The sequence below is a fragment of the Streptomyces sp. NPDC001927 genome, assembly GCF_053594455.1.
The window spans coordinates 109,745-130,998 of the sequence record NZ_JBSFEN010000014.1 but is presented as its reverse complement, the minus strand read 5'-3'; the positions used below and the strand labels follow the sequence as shown (position 1 = coordinate 130,998).

The 21,254-nt window shown below is 70.5% G+C and carries 25 protein-coding genes; 18 read left to right on the top strand and 7 right to left on the bottom strand.

Translation table 11 applies throughout. The features are described 5' to 3' along the window. Nucleotides 1-314: 314 nt before the first annotated feature. From ACWCO8_RS32975 to ACWCO8_RS32965, 3 genes are all read left to right on the top strand, one after another. A complete protein-coding gene (locus ACWCO8_RS32975; RefSeq protein ID WP_355111365.1) occupies nucleotides 315-1,262 on the top strand; it encodes a heme o synthase in 948 nt (315 codons plus the stop codon). A 93-nt stretch (nucleotides 1,263-1,355) separates the two neighbouring features. Then, nucleotides 1,356-1,676 carry a hypothetical protein gene (locus tag ACWCO8_RS32970; protein WP_362014086.1) on the top strand — a complete coding sequence of 107 codons (321 nt, stop codon included), beginning with the start codon at nucleotides 1,356-1,358 and terminating at the stop codon, nucleotides 1,674-1,676. 124 nt (nucleotides 1,677-1,800) lie between these two features. After that, entirely contained in the window at nucleotides 1,801-2,880 is a 1,080-nt protein-coding gene (locus ACWCO8_RS32965; RefSeq protein ID WP_451035286.1) for an amidohydrolase family protein, read from the top strand. A 20-nt stretch (nucleotides 2,881-2,900) separates the two neighbouring features. Here ACWCO8_RS32965 and ACWCO8_RS32960 read toward each other — a convergent pair whose 3' ends face one another. Genes ACWCO8_RS32960 through ACWCO8_RS32950 form a run of 3 tightly spaced genes read right to left on the bottom strand, consistent with a single transcriptional unit; the run spans nucleotide 2,901 to nucleotide 5,662 of the window. Then, the gene (locus tag ACWCO8_RS32960; RefSeq protein WP_451035285.1) at nucleotides 2,901-3,890 is read right to left on the bottom strand and encodes a COX15/CtaA family protein; all 990 of its coding nucleotides are present in this window, start codon (nucleotides 3,888-3,890) and stop codon (nucleotides 2,901-2,903) included. Nucleotides 3,891-3,944: 54 nt separating this feature from the next. Continuing rightward, nucleotides 3,945-4,727, bottom strand: a complete 783-nt coding sequence (locus ACWCO8_RS32955; RefSeq protein WP_451035284.1) for an ABC transporter permease — start codon at nucleotides 4,725-4,727, stop codon at nucleotides 3,945-3,947. Next, nucleotides 4,724-5,662, bottom strand: coding sequence for an ABC transporter ATP-binding protein (locus tag ACWCO8_RS32950; protein WP_362014093.1), 939 nt, complete (start codon nucleotides 5,660-5,662; stop codon nucleotides 4,724-4,726). Before ACWCO8_RS32950 ends, ACWCO8_RS32955 begins: the two co-directional genes overlap by 4 nt. Before the next feature lie 181 nt (nucleotides 5,663-5,843). On the opposite strand from ACWCO8_RS32950, the gene ACWCO8_RS32945 reads away from it, so the two are divergent. The 9 genes from ACWCO8_RS32945 to ACWCO8_RS32905 all read left to right on the top strand — a co-directional run bounded on the left by ACWCO8_RS32945 (nucleotide 5,844) and on the right by ACWCO8_RS32905 (nucleotide 12,802). Continuing rightward, nucleotides 5,844-6,572 carry a helix-turn-helix transcriptional regulator gene (locus ACWCO8_RS32945; protein WP_451035283.1) on the top strand — a complete coding sequence of 243 codons (729 nt, stop codon included), beginning with the start codon at nucleotides 5,844-5,846 and terminating at the stop codon, nucleotides 6,570-6,572. Next, complete coding sequence (gene sufB / locus ACWCO8_RS32940; RefSeq protein ID WP_362420079.1) at nucleotides 6,569-7,984, top strand: Fe-S cluster assembly protein SufB; 1,416 nt, start codon at nucleotides 6,569-6,571, stop codon at nucleotides 7,982-7,984. Before ACWCO8_RS32945 ends, sufB begins: the two co-directional genes overlap by 4 nt. A 61-nt stretch (nucleotides 7,985-8,045) precedes the next feature. Next, nucleotides 8,046-9,227 (top strand): Fe-S cluster assembly protein SufD, encoded by a 1,182-nt coding sequence (gene sufD / locus ACWCO8_RS32935; protein WP_362014098.1) that lies wholly within the window; start codon nucleotides 8,046-8,048, stop codon nucleotides 9,225-9,227. Beyond that, a complete protein-coding gene (locus ACWCO8_RS32930) occupies nucleotides 9,227-9,544 on the top strand; it encodes a bifunctional 3-phenylpropionate/cinnamic acid dioxygenase ferredoxin subunit (protein ID WP_362014099.1) in 318 nt (105 codons plus the stop codon). Before sufD ends, ACWCO8_RS32930 begins: the two co-directional genes overlap by 1 nt. Before the next feature lie 7 nt (nucleotides 9,545-9,551). Further along, nucleotides 9,552-10,316 carry a Fe-S cluster assembly ATPase SufC gene (sufC, locus tag ACWCO8_RS32925; RefSeq protein WP_362014101.1) on the top strand — a complete coding sequence of 255 codons (765 nt, stop codon included), beginning with the start codon at nucleotides 9,552-9,554 and terminating at the stop codon, nucleotides 10,314-10,316. Continuing rightward, on the top strand, nucleotides 10,313-11,581 hold the full coding sequence (locus ACWCO8_RS32920; RefSeq protein WP_362014102.1) for a cysteine desulfurase: 1,269 nt from the start codon (nucleotides 10,313-10,315) through the stop codon (nucleotides 11,579-11,581). Before sufC ends, ACWCO8_RS32920 begins: the two co-directional genes overlap by 4 nt. A 9-nt stretch (nucleotides 11,582-11,590) precedes the next feature. Continuing rightward, a complete protein-coding gene (gene sufU, locus ACWCO8_RS32915) occupies nucleotides 11,591-12,052 on the top strand; it encodes a Fe-S cluster assembly sulfur transfer protein SufU (protein WP_362014103.1) in 462 nt (153 codons plus the stop codon). Then, a complete protein-coding gene (locus ACWCO8_RS32910) occupies nucleotides 12,049-12,387 on the top strand; it encodes a metal-sulfur cluster assembly factor (RefSeq protein WP_362014105.1) in 339 nt (112 codons plus the stop codon). Before sufU ends, ACWCO8_RS32910 begins: the two co-directional genes overlap by 4 nt. Before the next feature lie 49 nt (nucleotides 12,388-12,436). After that, nucleotides 12,437-12,802, top strand: a complete 366-nt coding sequence (locus tag ACWCO8_RS32905; RefSeq protein WP_451035282.1) for a VOC family protein — start codon at nucleotides 12,437-12,439, stop codon at nucleotides 12,800-12,802. A gap of 9 nt (nucleotides 12,803-12,811) precedes the next feature. Here the strand turns inward: ACWCO8_RS32905 and ACWCO8_RS32900 are convergent, their stop codons facing one another. Further along, nucleotides 12,812-13,876 (bottom strand): oxidoreductase, encoded by a 1,065-nt coding sequence (locus ACWCO8_RS32900; RefSeq protein ID WP_451035281.1) that lies wholly within the window; start codon nucleotides 13,874-13,876, stop codon nucleotides 12,812-12,814. Nucleotides 13,877-13,939: 63 nt separating this feature from the next. Between ACWCO8_RS32900 and ACWCO8_RS32895 the strand changes: the two genes are divergently transcribed. The 4 genes from ACWCO8_RS32895 (at nucleotide 13,940) to ACWCO8_RS32880 (ending at nucleotide 16,279) form a co-directional block, all read left to right on the top strand. Further along, nucleotides 13,940-14,260, top strand: a complete 321-nt coding sequence (locus ACWCO8_RS32895; RefSeq protein WP_362014111.1) for a DMT family transporter — start codon at nucleotides 13,940-13,942, stop codon at nucleotides 14,258-14,260. Beyond that, complete coding sequence (locus tag ACWCO8_RS32890; protein WP_451035280.1) at nucleotides 14,260-14,817, top strand: TetR/AcrR family transcriptional regulator; 558 nt, start codon at nucleotides 14,260-14,262, stop codon at nucleotides 14,815-14,817. Before ACWCO8_RS32895 ends, ACWCO8_RS32890 begins: the two co-directional genes overlap by 1 nt. Nucleotides 14,818-14,987: 170 nt before the next feature. Then, nucleotides 14,988-15,971 carry a 2,3,4,5-tetrahydropyridine-2,6-dicarboxylate N-succinyltransferase gene (dapD, locus tag ACWCO8_RS32885; RefSeq protein ID WP_451035279.1) on the top strand — a complete coding sequence of 328 codons (984 nt, stop codon included), beginning with the start codon at nucleotides 14,988-14,990 and terminating at the stop codon, nucleotides 15,969-15,971. 86 nt (nucleotides 15,972-16,057) lie between these two features. Next, entirely contained in the window at nucleotides 16,058-16,279 is a 222-nt protein-coding gene (locus ACWCO8_RS32880) for a hypothetical protein (RefSeq protein WP_362014115.1), read from the top strand. Here the strand turns inward: ACWCO8_RS32880 and dapA are convergent. Then, nucleotides 16,264-17,142, bottom strand: a complete 879-nt coding sequence (gene dapA, locus ACWCO8_RS32875) for a 4-hydroxy-tetrahydrodipicolinate synthase (protein ID WP_451035278.1) — start codon at nucleotides 17,140-17,142, stop codon at nucleotides 16,264-16,266. The two genes, ACWCO8_RS32880 and dapA, sit on opposite strands and share 16 nt — an antisense overlap. Nucleotides 17,143-17,272: 130 nt before the next feature. Between dapA and ACWCO8_RS32870 the strand changes: the two genes are divergently transcribed. Further along, complete coding sequence (locus ACWCO8_RS32870) at nucleotides 17,273-18,013, top strand: SDR family NAD(P)-dependent oxidoreductase (protein ID WP_451035277.1); 741 nt, start codon at nucleotides 17,273-17,275, stop codon at nucleotides 18,011-18,013. 7 nt (nucleotides 18,014-18,020) lie between these two features. Here ACWCO8_RS32870 and ACWCO8_RS32865 read toward each other — a convergent pair whose 3' ends face one another. Beyond that, complete coding sequence (locus ACWCO8_RS32865; protein ID WP_451035276.1) at nucleotides 18,021-18,464, bottom strand: N-acetyltransferase family protein; 444 nt, start codon at nucleotides 18,462-18,464, stop codon at nucleotides 18,021-18,023. Between the two features lie 86 nt (nucleotides 18,465-18,550). On the opposite strand from ACWCO8_RS32865, the gene ACWCO8_RS32860 reads away from it, so the two are divergent. Next, nucleotides 18,551-19,264 carry an antibiotic biosynthesis monooxygenase gene (locus ACWCO8_RS32860; RefSeq protein WP_451035275.1) on the top strand — a complete coding sequence of 238 codons (714 nt, stop codon included), beginning with the start codon at nucleotides 18,551-18,553 and terminating at the stop codon, nucleotides 19,262-19,264. A gap of 17 nt (nucleotides 19,265-19,281) precedes the next feature. Here the strand turns inward: ACWCO8_RS32860 and ACWCO8_RS32855 are convergent, their stop codons facing one another. Beyond that, nucleotides 19,282-21,120: an endonuclease/exonuclease/phosphatase family protein gene (locus tag ACWCO8_RS32855; protein ID WP_451035274.1), complete on the bottom strand. Its 1,839-nt coding sequence runs from the start codon at nucleotides 21,118-21,120 to the stop codon at nucleotides 19,282-19,284. Nucleotides 21,121-21,254: the final 134 nt, after the last annotated feature.

The window sequence follows — 21,254 nt, the reverse complement described above, 5'->3', positions numbered from 1 at the left end:
TCCTCTCCACATGTACGGGAAGCCGGTGACTGAGGGTGTACCGGCGCTGTCGAGCCTACCCCCGACATCAGGCCATCATTTCGGCTCAGGGGCCCTCACATGAGCGGACACGTCAAGACTGGGGGCGACTCCGTCACTTCGCCTCCCGAGCGCCCGACGGAGCGCTGTCCACGCCTTGGGACAAGCGCCCTCAACACGACCCCACCCCCGCGAAGATCGGCGTATGGGCAACGTCTAGAGTGGCGTGGTACGCGCAAGTCTTCACCCCGTCTTCATCCGGGGAGCTTGCTGGGAATTCTCTGTCAGGGGTGTGCGTGACGGCCGTCGAGTCCCGACCCGCAGGGGTCGTCTTGACTCCCAGCCCGGGGGGCCATCGGCCGTTCGGGGCCCGCGTCAAGGCATTCGTGGCGCTGACCAAGCCGCGGATCATCGAGCTGCTGCTCATCACGACCGTTCCGGTCATGTTCCTCGCCGAACAGGGCGTGCCGAACCTGTGGCTGGTGCTCGCCACCTGCTTCGGCGGCTACCTGTCGGCGGGCGGCGCCAACGCGCTGAACATGTACATCGACCGCGACATCGACGCGCTGATGGACCGCACCTCCCAGCGACCGCTGGTCACCGGCGTCCTCACCCCGCGTGAAGGCCTCGTCTTCGGCCTGACCCTCGCCGTGGTCTCCACGCTCTGGTTCGGCCTCCTGGTCAACTGGCTCTCCGCCGCCCTCTCGCTCGGCGCGCTCCTCTTCTACGTCGTGGTCTACACGATGATCCTCAAGCGGCGCACCGCCCAGAACATCGTCTGGGGCGGCATCGCCGGCTGTCTGCCGGTGCTCATCGGCTGGTCGGCCGTGACCAACTCGATGTCGTGGGCCGCGATCATCCTCTTCCTCGTCATCTTCTTCTGGACGCCGCCGCACTACTGGCCGCTGTCGATGAAGGTGAAGGACGACTACGCGCGGGCCGGCGTGCCGATGCTTCCGGTCCTCGCCTCCAACAAGGTCGTGGCCCGGCAGATCGTCGCGTACAGCTGGGTCATGGTCGCGGTCTCGCTGCTGCTCACCCCGCTGGGCTACACCGGCTGGTTCTACACGGCCGTGGCGCTGCTCACCGGCGGCTGGTGGCTCTGGGAGGCGCACGCGCTGCTGAACCGCGCGAAGAACGGCGCGACCGGGGCGAAGCTCAAGGAGATGCGCCTCTTCCACTGGTCGATCACCTATGTCTCGCTGCTCTTCGTGGCGGTCGCGGTCGACCCCTTCCTGAGGTAGCGCCTCAGGCCCTCATCAACGGCCGGTGCACGTGGGCAAGACCACGTGCACCGGCCGTCGCCAATTGATCTACCCGTCGGTAGCATCTGTGCCATGGCAGACACCAAGCAGGCTGAGCGCAGGGCGGCCCGGCTCGCCAAGCAGATCCGGACGTTCTCCAAGGAGCACGGCGGCGCCGAGGGCCAGCTCGCCCACATCGGCCAGGCCGGCACCCGGATCGTTCTCGTCGGCGAGGACGGCGGCTGGGGCGACCTGGTGGCCCCGACGTACGCGATCGCCGAGCAGGCGGCCGAGAAGGCCGGGCTCACCCTCCACGACGAGTTCGACGGCGAGTTCGCCGCGAAGGTCGTCACCGGCCCGTACGAGTGGTCCCGGATGGCCGGGATCCAGCTGGGCGGCCCGTCGAACGCCTGACCCGCCGACCGCCTGATCCGCCTCCCCGCGTAACCGTTCGACGCGGGAGGCGACAACCTCGGGTGGGGCTCACCCGTTAGGACGTGTGGAAGAACGCCCACGGTCCACACAGGGAGCCCCCCGAATGATCGAGACCCCGAGCCTGGTGGACCAGTACTGCCACGGGGTGCTCCGTACGGAGCTCGGCCTCGGCACCTTCGAGACCCACCTGGGCAGGACCGGCGGTCCCGCCGCGCCCGGCACCACCTTCTTCGACACCCAGACCGGTTTCGCCGTACGCCGCTGGTGCCCGCCGCTGCTCGGCCTGGAGCCGCACTGCCCGCCGGCCCGCTATCTCGCCCGCCGCCGCGAGCTGGGCGTCCTGGAGTCCGGACGCAGGCTGCTGCGCGCCTCCGGGATCTCCACCTATCTCGTGGACACAGGGCTGCCCGGCGATCTGACCGGGCCCGCCGAGATCGCCTCCGCCGGGGCCGCCGACGCGCACGAGATCGTCCGGCTCGAACTCCTCGCCGAACAGGTCGCCGACACTTCGGGATCCGTCGAGTCGCTCCTGGCCAACCTCGCGGAGGCCGTCCACGGCGCCGCGACGACCGCCGTCGCCTTCACCTCCGTGGCGGGCGTGAGCCGGGGGCTCGCCCAGGCCGCAGAGCCTCCGGGGCCCGGCGAGGTACGAGGGGCCGCGGGGCGCTGGCTGGCCGGACGCGCGGTCGGCGGCCGGATCGACGACCCGGTGCTGCTGCGCCATCTGCTCTGGGTCGCGGTCGGCTCCGGGCGGCCGCTCCAACTGCACGTGGGGAACGAGGACCCGGCCGGGCTCGCCCAGTTCGCCGCCGCCACCAGTGGCCTGGGCGCGGACCTCGTGCTGCTGCACGGCTACCCGTACCACCGCCAGGCGGCCCAACTGACCGCCCTCTTCCCGCACGTCTACGCGGACCTGGGCTCCGTCCTTGCCCGGACGGGGGCGCGGGCGGCGGCCGTCCTCGCCGAACTCCTGGAGCTGGCCCCCTTCGGCAAGCTGCTCTTCTCCAGCGGCGCCCACGCGCTGCCGGAGCTGCACGTGGTCGCCGCGAGCGTCTTCCGGGGCGCGCTCGGCCGGGTCCTCGGCGAATGGGTCGCCGACGGCTCCTGGTCCCTCATCGACGCGCAGCGGGTGGCCACGATGATCGCCTCGGGCAACGCGCGCAGGATCTACGGCCTGGGCTGACGGGCCCGGATTTTTGGGGCCTACGCCTTGGTCAGGACCGCGTCCGGCTGGGTCGGGATCTCCGGGGCGGACAGCGGGCGCTCGCGCATGCTCAGGGCCAGGCGCACGACCGCGATCCACATCAGCGCGGAGCCGAGCATGTGGGCGCCGACCAGGACCTCGGGGACGCCGGTGAAGTACTGCACGTACCCGATCCCGCCCTGGGCGAGGAGCACGATCAGCAGGTCACGGGCGCGCGCCCGGGTGTCGTCCGGGGCGTCGACCACGCGAAGGACCAGCCACATCGCGAGCGCGAGCGCGCACACGACCCAGGCGGCGATGGCGTGCAGATGGGCGGCGGCGGTCCAGTCCCACGGCATGCGCGGGACGTCGCTGCTGTCGCCCGCGTGCTTGCCCGAGCCGGTGACGCCGGTACCGAGGACGATCAGCAGGACCGAGGCCGCGACGATCGCCCAGGAGAGCTTGCGGACCGGTCCCGGCACCCGGCGCCGGGGGGTCGTGTCGCCCTCGCCGGTGCGGTGCCAGGTGATCACGGCGACGGTCAGGAGCGTGTTCGCGGCGAGGAAGTGACCGGCGACGGTCCACGGGTTGAGGCCCATCCAGACCGTGATGCCGCCCAGGACCGCGTTGCTCGCGACGATCCAGAACTGCGCCCAGCCGAGCCGGGAGAGCCCGCGCCGCCACGGCTTGGTGGAGCGCGCGGCGATGATCGTCCAGCCGACGGCGGCGGACAGGACGTACGTCAGCATCCGGTTGCCGAACTCGATCATGCCGCGGTAGCCCTGCTCGGGCGTGACGATCAGGCTGTCGTCCGTGCACTTGGGCCAGGTGTCGCAGCCGAGACCGGAGCCGGTCAGCCGGACCGCGCCTCCCGTGACGATGATGAGGACGCTCATCACGACGGCGGAGAGCGCGGCGCGCCGGAGCGTCGTGGGGGACGGGGTCCAGCGCTTGGCGATGTAGGCGAGGGGGGTCAGCACGGGCCCTATCGTAGGACGGGGCTTGTGCATGCGTTCACGAGGGGTGCGTTACGGGTGAAGTCACCCCGGAACGTCACCCCACCGCTACTCCCAGCGGAAGAACCTCGCCGCCGCGCCGAGGCCGAGGACCGCCCAGACGGCCAGGATCAGCGCCTGCCCCCAGGGGAGCGCGGCGCCGCCCTGGAGCACGTCCCGCAGGCCTTCCGAGAGCGCCGAGATCGGCAGCAGCTCCAGGACCGAGCGCGCGGCGTCGGGGAACCTGTCCAGCGGCACGATCACCCCGCCGCCCACCAGGAGCAGCAGGAAGACCAGGTTCGCGGCGGCCAGCGTCGCCTCGGCGCGCAGCGTGCCGGCCATCAGCAGACCGAGGCCGGAGAAGGCGGCGGTGCCGAGGACGAGCAGGACCAGGACCGAGAACGGGTCGCCCTGCGGCGACCAGCCGAGCCCGAGCGCGATCGCCGTCAGGAGCGCCACCTGGAGGATCTCGGTGACGAGGACGGAGAGCGTCTTGGCGGTCATCAGCGCCCAGCGGGGGAGCGGGGAGGCGCCCAGCCGCTTGAGGACCCCGTAACGGCGCTCGAAGCCGGTGGCGATGGCCTGGCCGGTGAAGGCGGTGGACATCACGGCGAGCGCGAGGACGCCCGGGGCGAGGAAGTCGACGGCCTTGTCGCTGCCGGTGTCGACGATGTCGACGGTCGAGAAGAGCACGAGCAGCAGGGACGGGATGATCACCGTGAGGAGCAGCTGCTCGCCGTTGCGCAGCAGCATCTTCGTCTCCAGGACCGTCTGCGCCGCGATCATGCGCCCGACGGGCGCCGCCCCGGGCTTCGGGGAGTACGTGCCCGTGGTGGTCGTACCGCCGCTCATGAGCGCAGCTCCTTGCCGGTCAGCTCCAGAAAAACGTCTTCGAGGGTGTGCCGTTCGACCGAGATGCCGTCCGGCATCACGCCGTGCTGGGCGCACCAGGTGGTGACGGTGGCGAGCAGCTGGGGGCCCACCTCGCCGGTGATGCGGTACGTCCCCGGGGTCGGCTCGGCGGCCTGGGTGCCGTCGGGCAGCGCCTTGAGCAGCGAGCCGAGGTCGAGCCCGGGGCGGCCGGTGAAGCGGAGGGTGTTCTCGGCGCCGCCGCGGCAGAGCGCCTCGGGGCTGCCCTGGGCGGCGACCCGGCCGGCGTCGACGATGGCGACGTCGTCGGCCAGCTCCTCGGCCTCGTGCATGAAGTGCGTGGTGAGGACGACGGTGGCGCCGTCGGTCCGCAGTTCACGGACGAGGTCCCAGGTGGCGTGGCGGGCCTGCGGGTCGAGTCCGGCGGTCGGCTCGTCGAGGAAGACCAGCTCGGGGCGGCCGACGACGGCCATCGCGAGCGCGAGGCGCTGCTGCTGGCCGCCGGAGAGCCTGCGGTAGGTGGTCCGGCCGCAGGAGCCGAGGCCGAGGCGCTCGATCAGGGCGTCCACGTCCAGCGGGTGGGCGTGGAGCTTCGCCATGTGGCGGAGCATCTCGTCGGCGCGGGCGCCGGAGTAGACGCCGCCGGACTGGAGCATCACGCCGATCCGCGGGCGCAGCCGGGCCGCGTCGGCGACCGGGTCGAGGCCGAGGACGCGGACGGTGCCGGCGTCGGCCCTCCGGTACCCCTCGCAGGTCTCGATCGTGGTGGTCTTCCCGGCCCCGTTAGGACCGAGCACGGCGGTCACGGTGCCCGCCCGGACGTCGAGGTCGAGGCCGTCGACGGCGGTCTTGGTTCCGTACCGCTTGACCAGGCCTCGTACCCGGACGGCGGCACTGTCGCCGGACTCTTTTCGCATGCCGGGAAGTCTAGAGAGGGTTTCGGGGGGCCTCCGGCGCGGGGCCCCGATCCCGCTGGAATTCGTCCTATGAATGATCATCTTCGCAGGTCAGGTAAGCCTTACCTGAGTGATGCACGGCACCGTGCCCTCGTTCGGACGTCGCTTGTCACTCCCCGAGGAATTACGCAACAATGGCGTTGTGAAAAACGTTGGCGAGGCTCCCGTGGAGGAACTCGCGACCGGTGAGCGCTCCACGCGCAACCGCGTCGCGCGCTCCATCCTGGACCACGGCCCGTCGACGGTCGCCGATCTGGCGACGCGGCTCGGCCTCACCCAGGCCGCCGTCCGCCGGCACCTGGACTCGCTCGTCGCCGACAATGTCGTCGAAGCCCGCGAGAAGCGCGTGTACGGGGCTCGTACGCGCGGACGCCCCGCCAAGGTCTTCGCACTGACCGACTGCGGCCGGGACGCCTTCGACCAGTCGTACGACTCGCTCGCCGTGGACGCCCTGCGCTGGATCGAACGGAACGCGGGAGGAGAAGCCGCCGTCGCGGCCTTCGCCCGCGACCGGCTCGAGCACCAGGCCGAGGCCTACCGGGAAGCCGTCGAGTCGGCGGAGCCGGACCGGCGCACGGAGGCGCTCGCGAGGGCGCTCAGCAAGGACGGGTACGCTGCCACTGCGCGGAACGCGCCGGTCGGCGAGCAGCTCTGCCAGCACCACTGCCCGGTCGCCCATGTCGCCGAGCAGTACCCCCAGCTGTGCGAGGCGGAGACGGAGATCTTCTCCCGCCTCCTGGGAACGCACGTCCAGCGTCTCGCCACCATCGCCCACGGTGACGGCGTCTGTACGACGTTCATCCCGCACAGCGCCCCACAGACCACCGAATCAGAAGCATCCGCAAGCACGGCCGGGAGGAACCCCGCATGACCACCGAGATCAGCCACCCCGAGCTCGAGGGCCTGGGTCGGTACGAGTACGGCTGGGCCGACTCCGACGCCGCCGGTGCCACCGCGAAGCGCGGTCTCAACGAGGACGTCGTCCGCGACATCTCCTCGAAGAAGAACGAGCCCGAGTGGATGCTGAAGCTGCGGCTCAAGGGTCTGCGCCTCTTCGACAAGAAGCCCATGCCGAGCTGGGGCTCCGACCTGTCGGGCATCGACTTCGACAACATCAAGTACTTCGTGCGGTCCACCGAGAAGCAGGCCGAGTCCTGGGAGGACCTGCCCGAGGACATCAAGAACACGTACGACAAGCTCGGCATCCCGGAGGCGGAGAAGCAGCGCCTCGTCGCCGGTGTCGCCGCCCAGTACGAGTCCGAGGTCGTCTACCACCAGATCCGTGAGGACCTGGAGGAGCAGGGCGTCATCTTCGTCGACACCGACACCGCGCTGAAGGAGCACGAGGAGCTCTTCCGCGAGTACTTCGGCACGGTCATCCCGGTCGGCGACAACAAGTTCGCCTCGCTGAACACGGCCGTCTGGTCCGGCGGATCGTTCATCTACGTGCCGAAGGGCGTGCACGTCGAGATCCCGCTGCAGGCCTACTTCCGTATCAACACGGAGAACATGGGCCAGTTCGAGCGGACGCTGATCATCGTCGACGAGGACGCCTACGTCCACTACGTCGAGGGCTGCACCGCCCCGATCTACTCCTCCGACTCGCTGCACTCCGCGGTCGTCGAGATCATCGTGAAGAAGGGCGGCCGCTGCCGCTACACGACGATCCAGAACTGGTCGAACAACGTCTACAACCTGGTCACCAAGCGCGCCGTGGCCTACGAGGGCGCGACCATGGAGTGGGTCGACGGCAACATCGGCTCCAAGGTCACCATGAAGTACCCGGCCGTCTACCTGATGGGCGAGCACGCCAAGGGCGAGACCCTGTCCATCGCCTTCGCGGGCGAGGGCCAGCACCAGGACGCCGGCGCCAAGATGGTCCACATGGCCCCGAACACCTCCTCCAACATCGTCTCCAAGTCGGTGGCGCGAGGCGGCGGCCGCACCTCCTACCGCGGTCTCATCGAGATCGGCGAGGGTGCCCCGGGCGCCAAGTCGAACGTGCTCTGCGACGCGCTGCTCGTCGACACGATCTCCCGCTCGGACACCTACCCGTACGTCGACGTCCGCGAGGACGACGTCTCCATGGGTCACGAGGCCACGGTCTCCAAGGTCTCCGAGGACCAGCTCTTCTACCTGATGAGCCGCGGCATGACCGAGTTCGAGGCCATGGCGATGATCGTGCGCGGCTTCGTCGAGCCGATCGCCAAGGAGCTCCCCATGGAGTACGCCCTTGAGCTCAACCGGCTGATCGAGCTGCAGATGGAAGGCTCGGTCGGTTAAGACCCCGCCTCCGTCCGTACCGTCTTTGCGTAGTAACGAGGAAGAGAGCAACACGACAGCCATGGCTGAGGCTCAGAACATCCCGGCGGGCTCCACCACCGCCGGCTCGATCGCGGTGGCCGCAGAGTCCACCGTCGCCACGCGCATGAGCGCCCCCCCGTCCTTCGACGTCGCGGACTTCCCGGTCCCGCACGGTCGCGAGGAGGAGTGGCGGTTCACCCCGCTGGAGCGCCTGCGCGGCCTGCACGACGGCACCGCCGTCGCGGCCGGCGAGGGCGTGAAGGTCGTGATCGAGGCGCCCGAGGGCGTCACGGTGGAGACCGTCGGCCGTGACGACGAGCGGCTCGGCAAGGCCGGCACGCCCGTCGACCGCGTCGCCGCCCAGGCGTACTCCTCCTTCGAGAAGGCCTCGGTCGTGACCGTCGCCAAGGAGGCCGTCCTCGACGAGCCGATCCGGATCGCCGTGCACGGCGAGGGCGGTGTCGCCTACGGCCACCAGGTCATCGAGCTCGGCGCCTTCGCCGAGGCCGTCGTGGTCATCGACCACACCGGTGACGCGGTGCTCGCGGCCAACGTCGAGTACGTGCTCGGCGACGGTGCCAAGCTGACCGTCGTCTCCGTCCAGGACTGGGACGAGAAGGCCGTCCACGTCGCGCAGCACAACGCGCTCGTGGGCCGCGACGCCTCCTTCAAGTCGGTCGTGGTGACCTTCGGCGGCGACGTCGTCCGGATCCACCCCCGCGTCCAGTACGCGGCGACCGGCGGCGAGGCCGAGCTCTTCGGCCTGTACTTCACCGACGCCGGTCAGCACCAGGAGCACCGCCTCCTGGTCGACCACAACACCCCGCACTGCAAGTCGAACGTGGCCTACAAGGGCGCGCTGCAGGGCCAGGACGCGCACGCCGTCTGGATCGGTGACGTCCTCATCCAGGCCGCCGCCGAGGGCACCGACACCTACGAGCTCAACCGGAACCTGGTCCTGACGGACGGCGCCCGGGTCGACTCCGTGCCGAACCTGGAGATCGAGACCGGCGAGATCGCCGGCGCCGGTCACGCCTCGGCCACCGGTCGCTTCGACGACGAGCAGCTCTTCTACCTGATGGCCCGCGGCATCCCGGAGTCCGAGGCCCGCCGCCTCGTCGTCCGCGGCTTCTTCGCCGAGCTGGTCCAGCAGATCGGTCTGCCGGACGTCGAGGCCCGCCTCATCGCCAAGATCGAGGCCGAGCTGGAGGCGTCCGTCTGATGGCCTTCGTACGCGCCTGTGCGCTGAGCGAGCTGGAGGAGGACACCCCGAAGCGGGTGGAACTCGACGGCACGCCGGTGTCCCTCGTCCACACGGACGGCGAGGTGTTCGCGATCCACGACATCTGCTCGCACGCGAACGTCTCCCTGTCCGAGGGCGAGGTGGAGGACTGCCAGATCGAGTGCTGGCTGCACGGCTCCGCGTTCGACCTCCGCACCGGCAAGCCGTCCGGCCTTCCCGCGACGCGCCCCGTCCCCGTATACCCCGTAAAGATCGAAGGGGACGATGTGCTCGTCTCCGTCACCCAGGAGTCCTGAGTCACCCATGGCAACGCTTGAAATCCGCGACCTGCACGTCTCCGTCGAGGCCGAGAACGGCCCCCGTGAGATCCTCAAGGGCGTCGACCTGACCGTGAAGCAGGGCGAGACCCACGCCATCATGGGCCCCAACGGCTCCGGCAAGTCGACCCTGGCGTACTCCCTCGCGGGCCACCCGAAGTACACGATCACCGGTGGCACCGTGACCCTGGACGGCGAGGACGTCCTGGAGATGTCGGTGGACGAGCGCGCCCGCGCCGGCGTCTTCCTGGCCATGCAGTACCCGGTCGAGGTCCCCGGTGTCTCGGTCTCCAACTTCCTCCGTACCTCCGCCACCGCCATCCGCGGTGAGGCGCCCAAGCTGCGTACCTGGGTGAAGGAGGTCAAGGAGGCCATGGAGAAGCTCCAGATGGACCCGGCCTTCGCCGAGCGCAACGTCAACGAGGGCTTCTCCGGCGGTGAGAAGAAGCGCCACGAGATCCTCCAGCTCGAGCTGCTCAAGCCGAAGATCGCGATCCTCGACGAGACCGACTCCGGCCTCGACGTCGACGCCCTGCGCATCGTCTCCGAGGGCGTCAACCGCGTCCGCGAGACCGGCGAGGTCGGCACCCTGCTGATCACGCACTACACGCGGATCCTCCGCTACATCAAGCCCGACTTCGTGCACGTCTTCGCGAACGGCCGCATCGCCGAGTCCGGCGGCGCCGAGCTCGCCGACCAGCTCGAGAACGAGGGCTACGACAAGTACGTGAAGGGTGGCGCATCCGCGTGACATCTGCCCATCAGGGGCTCTCCGGCCTCCTCGACACCGAGGCGATCCGCAAGGACTTCCCGCTCCTGGATCGCGTGGTCCACGACGGCAAGAAGATCGTGTACCTGGACTCCGCGGCGACCTCGCAGAAGCCGCGCCAGGTGCTCGACGCGCTCAACACCTACTACGAGCGCCACAACGCCAATGTCCACCGCGGCGTCTACACGGTCGCCGAGGAGGCGACGGCGCTGTACGAGGGCGCCCGTGACAAGGTCGCGGCGTTCATCAACGCGCCGAGCCGCGACGAGGTGATCTTCACCAAGAACGCCTCGGAGTCGCTCAACCTCGTGGCCAACATGCTGGGCTGGGCCGACGAGCCCTACCGCGTGGACCACGAGACCGAGATCGCCATCACGGAGATGGAGCACCACTCCAACATCGTGCCGTGGCAGCTGCTCTCGCAGCGCACCGGCGCGAAGCTGAAGTGGTTCGGCCTCACCGACGACGGCCGTCTCGACCTCTCGAACATCGAAGAGGTCATCACCGAGAAGACCAAGATCGTCTCGTTCACGCTGGTCTCGAACCTGCTGGGCACGATCAACCCGGTGGAGACGATCGTCCGGCGTGCGCAGGAGGTCGGTGCGCTGGTCTGCATCGACGCCTCGCAGGCGGCCCCGCACATGGTGCTCGACGTGCAGGCGCTGCAGGCCGACTTCGTGGCCTTCACCGGTCACAAGATGGTCGGCCCGACCGGCATCGGCGTGCTGTGGGGACGGCAGGAGCTCCTGGAGGACCTGCCTCCGTTCCTCGGTGGCGGCGAGATGATCGAGACCGTCTCGATGCACTCCTCCACCTACGCGCCGGCCCCGCACAAGTTCGAGGCGGGTACGCCCCCGATCGCCCAGGCCGTCGGCCTCGGCGCGGCCGTGGACTACCTGTCGGCGATCGGCATGGAGAACATCGCGCGCCACGAGCACGCGATCACCGAGTACGCCGTCCGCCGCCTCCAGGAGGTGCCGGACCTGCGGATCATCGGCCCGACCACGGCCGAGGACCGCGGCGCGGCGATCTCCTTCACGCTGGGCGACATCCACCCGCACGACGTGGGCCAGGTCCTGGACGAGCAGGGCATCGCCGTCCGCGTCGGTCACCACTGCGCGCGGCCCGTCTGCCTGCGGTACGGAATTCCCGCGACCACGCGAGCGTCGTTCTATCTGTACTCCACCCCCGGCGAGGTCGACGCGCTGGTCGAGGGTCTGGAGCACGTACGGAACTTCTTCGGCTAGGGGAACCTCGTGAAGCTGGATTCGATGTACCAGGACGTCATCCTGGACCACTACAAGCACCCGCACGGGCGCGGTCTTCGGGACGGCGACGCCGAGGTGCACCACGTCAACCCGACGTGCGGCGACGAGATCACGCTCCGTGTGAAGTACGACGGCTCGCGGATCGAGGACGTCTCGTACGAGGGTCAGGGCTGCTCGATCAGCCAGGCCTCGGCCTCGGTCCTGAACGAGCTGCTCGTCGGCAAGGAGCTGGCCGAGGCGCAGAAGATCCAGGGCACGTTCCTGGAGCTCATGCAGTCCAAGGGCCAGATCGAGCCCGATGACGCGATGGAGGAGATCCTGGAGGACGCGGTCGCGTTCGCCGGTGTCTCGAAGTACCCGGCCCGGGTGAAGTGCGCGCTGCTCAGCTGGATGGCGTGGAAAGACGCGACGGCCCAGGCGCTGGGCGACGCGGAAGGGAAGTCGGCATGACCGAGAACGTCGAGGCCACCATGAAGCCGGCCTCCGAGGAAGAGATCCGCGAGGCGCTGTACGACGTCGTCGACCCCGAGCTGGGTATCGACGTCGTCAACCTCGGCCTGATCTACGGCATCCACATCGACGACTCCAATGTCGTCACGCTGGACATGACCCTGACGTCGGCGGCCTGTCCGCTGACCGATGTGATCGAGGACCAGGCGAAGGCCGCGACCGACGGCATCGCCAGCGAGCTGAAGATCAACTGGGTCTGGATGCCGCCGTGGGGCCCGGACAAGATCACGGACGACGGCCGCGAGCAGCTGCGCGCGCTCGGCTTCAACGTCTGATCACAGGCTTTCCCCCGAACGGCCATGATCGCCAGGCATACTGGCGATCATGGCCGTTCGCATGTACCACATCGTCGTCGACTCCCACGACCTCCAGGCCCAGGCCCGCTTCTGGGCCCAGGTCCTGGACTGGAAGATCGTCTACGAGGACGAGCACGAGGTCGTCATCGGAGCCGACGAGCACGCCCTGCCCGGGATGTGCTTCCTGCCGGTGTCCGAGACCAAGACCGTCAAGAACCGGCTCCACATCGACCTGACGCCCGACGACCGGGACGCCGAGGTCGAGCGGATCGTCGCCCTCGGCGCCCGCCGGATCGACGTCGGTCAGGGCGAGGACGCGACCTGGGTCGTCCTCGCCGACCCCGAGGGGAACGAGTTCTGCGTCCTGCGGCCGAAGCGGTCGCTCACGGACTGAGCGGATCGCTCACCCGGTGATCGGGTACGGCGTCCCGGCCGCCTGGGCGAGGGCCGGGGCCAGGTTCTCCTTGCGGATGCGCTGGTCGACGTAGAGCAGGGCGGCGACCAGGGGTGGGAAGACCGAGCAGAGGGCCTGCGCCACCATCGAGCCGATGACGGCGATCACCAGGAGCGGTACGAAGGCGATCAGCACCTCGCCCGCGGTGTCCGCGCCGGCCGGGTCCGTGAACGAGGCGGGGAACGAGAGCAGCAGGCTGAGGACCTGCTGGATCATCCAGTTCGCCGTCGCGGCCATGAGGCCCGCGACGAGCAGCGCACCGAAGACCCGCCACCACGAGCCCTGGACCAGTCGGCTGGAGCGGCGCATCGAGGCCACGGCCCCCTGGCCCTCGAACACCGCCGCCGGCGCGGCCAGGCTGAACTTCACCCAGAGCCAGGCCGCGAGCGGGGCGGTCAGCAGCGTGGCCAGCATGGCGCCACCGAACGACAGGAACACCCAAGCCACCGGTCCCGACCCCTCGAGGGCCACGAACAGGCCGGCGAACGTCGCCACGAAGACGATGAGCGGGACCGGCACGGTCAGCAGCATCGTCAGGAGGGCGGTGCCCAGGACCGAGGGCATCCGCGACCAGGAACGGCGCCAGATCGCCCCGAAGGACGTCCGCCGGCCGACCACCGCCTCCTGGAGGACGGCAGGGCACGCCGCGTACACCACGGCGCTCGCGAGCAGCATCCCGACCAGGGCCACCACCCACACGGCGCCGAAGGCGAACAGCAGCGGGCGGCCGTCGTCCCAGCTGGGCTCCTGCCCGCGCGGCAGGTCGAAGACCCGGGGGACATGGTCGGCGACCACGGCGTACGCGATGCCGACGGCCCCCGCGACCAGCAGCAGGGCCGCGCCGTAGGCGGCCGTGGCGACGCCGAGCAGCTGCTTCCAGTACCGGCCGAGGGTGGCGAAGGCGCCGGTCAGGATCTGGCTCAGACCCAGCGGCGCCAGGGGTATCACGCCGGGCTTCGGCGGTGGGGGCGGAGGCGGGTAGCCGTAACCGTAGGGCCCCGTGGGGATTGTCATGAGCCTTACCGTATCGGGCGGCGTTGTGTACGGTCGTACACATCCATGTGTACGCTGGTACACATGGGATACGGACTGCTGGCAGGCGCCATCACGGCCGAGATCGTCGCGACGGTCTCCATGAAGTACAGCGAGGGCTTCTCCAAGCTCTGGCCCTCGATCGTCACGGGCCTGGGGTACGTGATCGCCTTCGCGCTGCTCGCCCAGGCGCTGAAGACCCTCCAGGTGGGGACCGCGTACGCGATATGGTCCGGCGTCGGCACCGCCGCGGTCGCCGTGATCGGAATCCTCTTCATGAACGAGACCCTCAACGCCGCCAAGATCGCCGGGGTGGTCCTCATCATCGCGGGCGTCCTCGTGCTCAACCTGGGGGGAGCCCACTGATGGCCGCCGCGCGCGCCCGCCGCCACGACCCCGAGCGGCGGCAGCGGATCGTCGACGCCGCGCTGCGCGTGGTCGGCGCCCGGGGCATCGCCGGCCTGAGCCACCGTACGGTCGCCGCCGAGGCGGACGTGCCGCTCGGCTCCACGACGTACCACTTCGCCTCGCTCGACGAACTCCTCGTCGCGGCCCTGCGCCAGGCCAACGAGGGCTTCGGCGGCGAGCTGCGCAGGCGCGCCGCGCGCGCCGACATGGAGACCGACCTCGCCGGCGCCCTCGCCCGGCTGATGGGGGAGTGGGTCGGCGGCGAGCGGACCGCGGTGGAGCTGGAGTACGAGCTCTATCTCGCCGCCCTGCGCCGGCCCGCCCTGCGACCGGTGGCGGCGGAGTGGACCGAAGCCGTCACCGAGGCCCTCTCCCGCCACACCGACCTCGTCACCGCCCGCGCGCTCGTCGCGCTGATGGACGGCATCTGTCTGCAGGTGCTGCTGACCGGCGTGGAGTACGACGAGGCCTACGCCCGCTCCATGCTCGCCCGGCTCCTGACACCGACCTCCTGACGCCGGGCTCCTGAAACCCGGCCTCCTGACACCCGGCTCCTGACGGCCCGCCCGGGCTCCGGGGGATCCCACGAGCGGGGAGGCGCCGGTGTCGTCGGAAACGCCGGGGCCGTCGACCGACACCTGAGACCGGTTGGCCCGGGCGCCGCCCGGACCGTTAGGTTTTCCGCATGACCACTGCTCCTCGCACCACCGGCGCCGTCGCCGCCGGCCTCGCCACCATCGCCGGTGACGGCACCGTTCTCGACACCTGGTTCCCCGCCCCCGAGCTGACCGACAGCCCCGGGCCCCCCGGAACCGAGCGGCTCACGCCCGACGCTGCCGTCAACGCCCTCGGTGAGGGCGCCGCCAAGGCCCTCGGCGTGGACGCCCGCCGTGGCGTCGAGGTGGTCGCCGTCCGCACCGTCATCTCCTCGCTCGACGACAAGCCGCTCGACGCGCACGACGCGTACCTGCGCCTGCACCTGCTCAGCCACCGCCTGGTCCGGCCGCACGGCCAGAACCTGGACGGCGTCTTCGGCCTGCTCGCCAACGTCGCCTGGACCTCGCTCGGCCCGGTCGCCGTCGACGACATCGCGAAGGTCCGCCTCAACGCCCGCGCCGAGGGCCTGCACCTCGCCGTGACGAGCGTCGACAAGTTCCCGCGGATGACCGACTACGTCGCCCCCGCGGGCGTCCGGATCGCCGACGCCGACCGGGTCCGCCTCGGCGCGCACCTCGCCGCCGGCACCACCGTCATGCACGAGGGCTTCGTCAACTTCAACGCCGGCACGCTCGGCACCTCCATGGTCGAGGGCCGGATCTCCGCCGGTGTCGTCGTCGGCGACGGCTCCGACATCGGCGGCGGCGCGTCCACCATGGGCACGCTCTCCGGCGGCGGCAACGTCGTCATCTCCATCGGCGAGCGCTGCCTCATCGGCGCCGAGGCGGGCGTCGGCATCGCGCTCGGCGACGAGTGCGTCGTCGAGGCCGGTCTGTACGTCACCGCCGGTACGCGCGTCACGATGCCCGACGGTCAGGTCGTCAAGGCCCGCGACCTCTCGGGCGGCGACAACATCCTCTTCCGCCGCAACTCGGTGACCGGCGCCGTCGAGGCCCGCCCGAACAACGCGGTGTGGGGCGGGCTCAACGAGATCCTGCACAGCCACAACTGACGATGCCCCGCACGTGACCTGGACGTGTGACTCTGCGTTAACGGAACGACGCGGAGTCACACGAACAGACAAGGCGAGGAGTCGACATGAGGACGAGGCCCACCGTTGTCGGGGCCCTGGCGGTGGCGGCCGCCGTACTGCTGCCCGTAGGGGCGGCGTCGGCGGACGAGACGCACACCCGCACGCACAACGGGCCGACGATCCAGAACGGCCCGAGCCTCACCCTCCACACCGGTCAGATCGACGACCCGCTGGAGGACGTCCTCGAACACGCGGCGCTCTTCGGCACCACCTACGTGTTCGACTGAACCAGATCCTCGTACGCCGCCCGCAGCCCGTCGACCGCCTCCCGGTCGGCGGGCTGCAGCGGTTCCCGGACGTAGTCGCCGAGGAGCGCCTTCGCCGTCACCGTGCCCGGAAGGCCGGCGGCCATCATCAGCTCGGCCAGCGGCAGCGTGAGCGCGTTCAGCCGGGTCGCCTCCGCCGTGTCGCCCCGGTCGAACGCGTCGAGCACGGCCCGCAGCTGACGCGGCGCCACATTGGCCACCGTACTGACGTATCCGGCGCCGCCCACCGCGTACAGCGGCAGGTTCAGCTCCTCGCAGCCCGAGTAGTACGCGAGCGAGGTGCGGGCGATCACCTTCGACGAGCCGAGCAGGTCGTAGGCGCAGTCCTTGACCGCCACGATGTTCGGGTGCGCGGCCAGCCGCAGCATCGTCGCGGGCTCGATCCGGGTGCCCGTGCGGCCGGGGATGTCGTACAGCATCACCGGCAGGTCCGTCGTCTCCGCGACCTTGAGGAAGTGCGCCTCGACGGCGGCCTGCGGGGGCCGGCTGTAATACGGGGTGACGACCAGGAGACCGTCCGCGCCCGCCTTCTCGGCCTGGCGCGCCAGCTCGGCGGTGTGGCGGGTGTCGGAGGTGCCGACGCCCGCGAGGACCGAGGCGCCGGGGCCTACGGCCTCGCGGACCGCCTCGATGAGGGCGGCCTTCTCGGTGTCCGTGGTGGTCGGGGACTCGCCGGTGGTGCCGTTGAGGACCAGGCCGTCGCAGCCCTCGGCGACCAGGTGCGCGGCGTGCACGCGGGCGGCGTCGAGATCTAGCTCCCCCGAGGCGGTGAAGGGCGTGATCATCGCGCAGAGGGCCCGGCCGAAGGGGCGTTCAGTACTCATTCGAGAAGTCTGCGGGCCTTGACGGTGAAGGTCCACTTAGTTCTGCTTGGGGTGAGGGGTAAGCAGGGCTGAAGTGTGGGGTCTGGCATGATCGGGGCGGGACGCGACAGGGGGACCAGGAGCACACATCATGAGCGAACAGCGCGTCGCACTCGTCACCGGTTCGTCCTCGGGCATAGGGGCCGCCGTCGCCCGCCGCCTGGCCGACGCCGGGATCCGGGTCGTCGTCAACTCGGCGCGTTCGGTGGAGGCGGGCAAGGCCCTCGCCGCCGAACTGCCGGACGCCGTCTACGTCCAGGCCGACGTCTCCGACGAGGCGCAGGCCGCGGCCCTCGTCGCCGCGGCGGTCGAGGCGTACGGCCGTCTCGACATCCTCGTCAACTGCGCCGGCACCACCCGGTTCATTCCGCACGACGACCTGGCGGCGGCCTCGCCGGAGGTCTGGCGCCATCTGTACGACGTCAACGTCATCGGGGTCTGGCAGACCATCACCGCGGCCGTCCCGCATCTGAAGGCCCATGGCGCGGGCTGCGTCGTGAACATCTCCTCGCAGGCCGGAGTCCGCCCCGGCGGCAGCTCCATCCCGTACGCCGTCTCCAAGGCGGCCGTCAACCACATGACGAAGCTGCTCGCGAAGACCCTCGGCCCGGACGTCCGGGTCAACGCGGTCGCGCCGGGGTTCATCGACACCCCCTGGTTCGACGGCGTGGCGGGCGCCGACGAGGCGAAGGCCCATGTGGCGGGGGCGGTTCCGATGCGCAGGGTCGGGCGGCCCGAGGACATCGCCGGCGCCGTCTTCGACCTCGCCAACGCCTCGTACATCACCGGCGAGGTGCTTCTCGTCGACGGCGGCGGGCACCTGCTGGGTTAGCGGTCCTTCACAGCGTCAGTTTGAAGCCGTCGTGGCTGCGGGCGAAGCCCAGGGAGGCGTAGAAGCGGTGGGCCTCCGTCCGCCGCTTGTCGCTGGTCAACTGGACGAGCCCGCAGCCACGCCCGCGCGCCCGCTCGACCGCGCGGCGCATCAGCTCCCGGCCGAGTCCGCCGCCCCGCCGGTCGGCCCTGACCCGGACCGCCTCGATCAGCGCCCGCTCGGCGCCGCCCTTGCCGAGGCCGGGGATGTACGTCGCCTGGAGGCAGCCGACGACCTGGTCGTCGTCCACGAGCAGCAGGATCTCGTTGCGCGGATCGCTCTCGATGGCCGCGAAGGCCCGCTCGTACGCCTCCGTGACGACGATCGACGCGGGGTCCACGACCCGCTCCTCGTCGGCGAGGAGGGCGAGGACGGCGGGCAGGTCGGCACGGATGGCGGGGCGCAGGAGCATGGGCCGAGTCTCGCACGGGGACCGGACTTGACCTCAACCAAGGTTGAGGGAGGAGGCTCGGGTCATCGACGACAGGAGGCCACCCCATGAACGCCGTTGCCCGCCCCGACGCCCGCCCCGACCTGCACCGTCCCGGTGTCGGGTTCGTCCTCGTCACCACGTGGCGGGTCGGTACGCCCGAGCGGCAGCGGGCCGCCGTCGACGCCATCGCCAAGACCTGGCAGAGCCGGGAGTGGCCGGACCACGATCTGCTCTCGTACTCGGTGTACACCGGCGCCGACGGCGACACGCTGCTCCACTACTCGCAGTGGACGGAGGAGGAGGCGTACCAGCGGTTCGTCCGTACCTTCCGCGACGACCGGAACGCCGAGATCGATGCGGCCGTGCCCGGCATCGAGCGCGTCGCCCTCCACCGGTACGCGCCGCCGTACCGCTCCCTCGCGGCGGCCGACGCCCGCGTCCCCGGCTGCGTCGTGATCGTGGACGTGGAGTTCGACGCCCCGGACGCCGCCCGCCAGCGGGACTGGGTGGACGGGGTCTTCGAGGCGATGGAGACCGACCCGGCGGGCGCCGCGTCCGGCGGGATCTCGGGCCACTTCCACCTCTCGACCGACGGGACCCGGATCCTCAACTACGCGGAGTGGGAGAGCGAGCGGGCCCACGTCGAGGCGCTCGCCCGGCCCGGAGACGGCATCGGCTCGGCGACCCCGCAGTGGGCGAGGGTGCAGGCGTACCCGGGAGTGGTCGGCGGCGGTGTGCGGCGCTACGCGCCCGCGCTGAGTCTGCACGCGGGCGCGTGACGCCGTCCTGCGGGCGCCTACGGGCGGAAGCGCAGGACCTGCGGGTCGTGGTCGCTGTTCTGGTCCGCGAACTCCGCGTTGATGTGGACGCTGTCGTACTCGAAGCGGCCGACGCCCGGGCTGGTCAGGATCTGGTCGAGGACCTGGCTGTTGCCCTGGTAGACGTACGAGTACCGCTCGCTGCGCGGCAGTGACTTCACCGCCGGGTAGAGCGCCCCGCCGTCCGTCAGCGCCTTCGTCGTCCCGGAGAACTCGAAGTCGTTGATGTCACCGACGACGAGGACGTCGGCGTCCTTGCGGATCGCGAGGACGTCCTTGACGAAGGCGTTCACGGACTGCGCCTGGAGCAGGCGCTTCGCCTCGGAGGAGCGGACCGGCGGCTGGTGGTGCGAGACGAGGGACTCGTCGCCGCCCTTGGAACCGAAGTGGTTGGCGATCACGAAGACCGTCCGGCCGCGGAAGGTGAACTCGCCGGCCAGCGGCTTGCGGCTGTTCTCCCAGGCCGTGTTCGCCGGGTCGATGCGGCCGGGGGAGAGCGTCAGCTCGGGGCGCCCGCCCTTGCCGCGCACCACGTCCGTCGCGGCGGCGGCGTTCGCGCCCGCGCGGTCGGTGAAGGAGACCCGCTCGGGGTTGAAGAGGAAGACCTGGCGGATGTTGCCGCCGGGCTCGCCGCCGTCCTTGTTGTTCTCCGGGTCGATCGAGCGCCACTCGTACGCCGGGCCGCCCGCTGCCACGATCGCGTCGGTGAACTTCTTCACCGTCTGGTCGGCGGCGACCGTGCCGTCGTTCTTCGCGCCGTTGTTGTCCTGGATCTCCTCCAGGGCCAGGATGTCGGGCGAGGCCAGGTTGTCGACGACGGCCGCGGCCAGCGCGTCGAACTTCTCCTGCGGGTCGGACGGGTCGAGGTTCTCGACGTTGTACGTCGCGACCGCCAGCTCGTTCCGGCGCTGCTTCTCGGTGGCCTCGCGCTCCAGGCCGCGGTCCACGACCGTGCCGAGGGTGCGGGCCGTCAGGGTGTAGCCGCCGAACTGGTTGAAGTCCAGCGGGCCCTCGGTCGTCCCGGAGAGCACGTCACCGACGTTCGCCTTGGGGAAGGGCTGCTGGGCGATCGGCGTCAGCGACTGGATCTGGAGCCGGCCGGTGTTCTGCGAGGTGTACGAGCCGTAGACCGTGCCGCCGCGCCAGGTGCGGTTCTCCCAGGGCTTCACCGTCACCCAGAGCTCGGAGTACGGGTCGGTGGCGCCCACCACGCGCGAGGTGCCGACGCGGACGTTGGTGCCCTCCAAGGACTCGTAGTAGTCCAGGGCGTACTTCTTCGGGTTGAGCGTGAGGCCGTTGATGGAGCCGGCGGCCGCCGGGTCGCCCTCGGGGGCGTACGCGCTCGGGACCGACCAGGCGGAGATCGTCACGGGGGCCGGGAGCGGGTTCCCGGAGGAGACCACGGTGACGGTCGGCTTGGAGATCTGGGTCAGCGACTGGTTGCCGGAGGCCAGGCCGCCGGGGACGTACTCGCCGACGGTGCCGTTCACGGTGACGGCGTCGCCGACGCCGACGGTCGGCACGGAGCTGGTGAAGACGAACAGGCCCTCGCTGGTGGCCGGGTTGTCGTCGGCCTGCGGGTCCTGGATCCAGAAGCCGCGCGAGCCGTAGGTCCGGACGCCGGTCACGATCCCCGTGACGCCCGTGACCTGGGTGCCGACGAGGGGCGAGACGCGGGTGGTGCCCTGGATGTCGTGGATGCGGACGGCGGCGGTGTCCTCGGCCGCGGCGCTGCCGGAGGCGGCGAGCAGCCCGGCGGCGAGCGCGGCGGACACGACGGCGGCGACGGCCGCGGATCTCGGTATGGAGGAAGGCATCAGGGTGCTCCGGAGACGCTTGGAGAATCGGTCGATGGATCTACGCGCGTCAATCTCTTGGCTGGGTGGGGGACTTGTCAAGGCTCGACGGGTGTACGAAGGCTGACGGGACCGTGAACCGGGAGGTGGGGCGG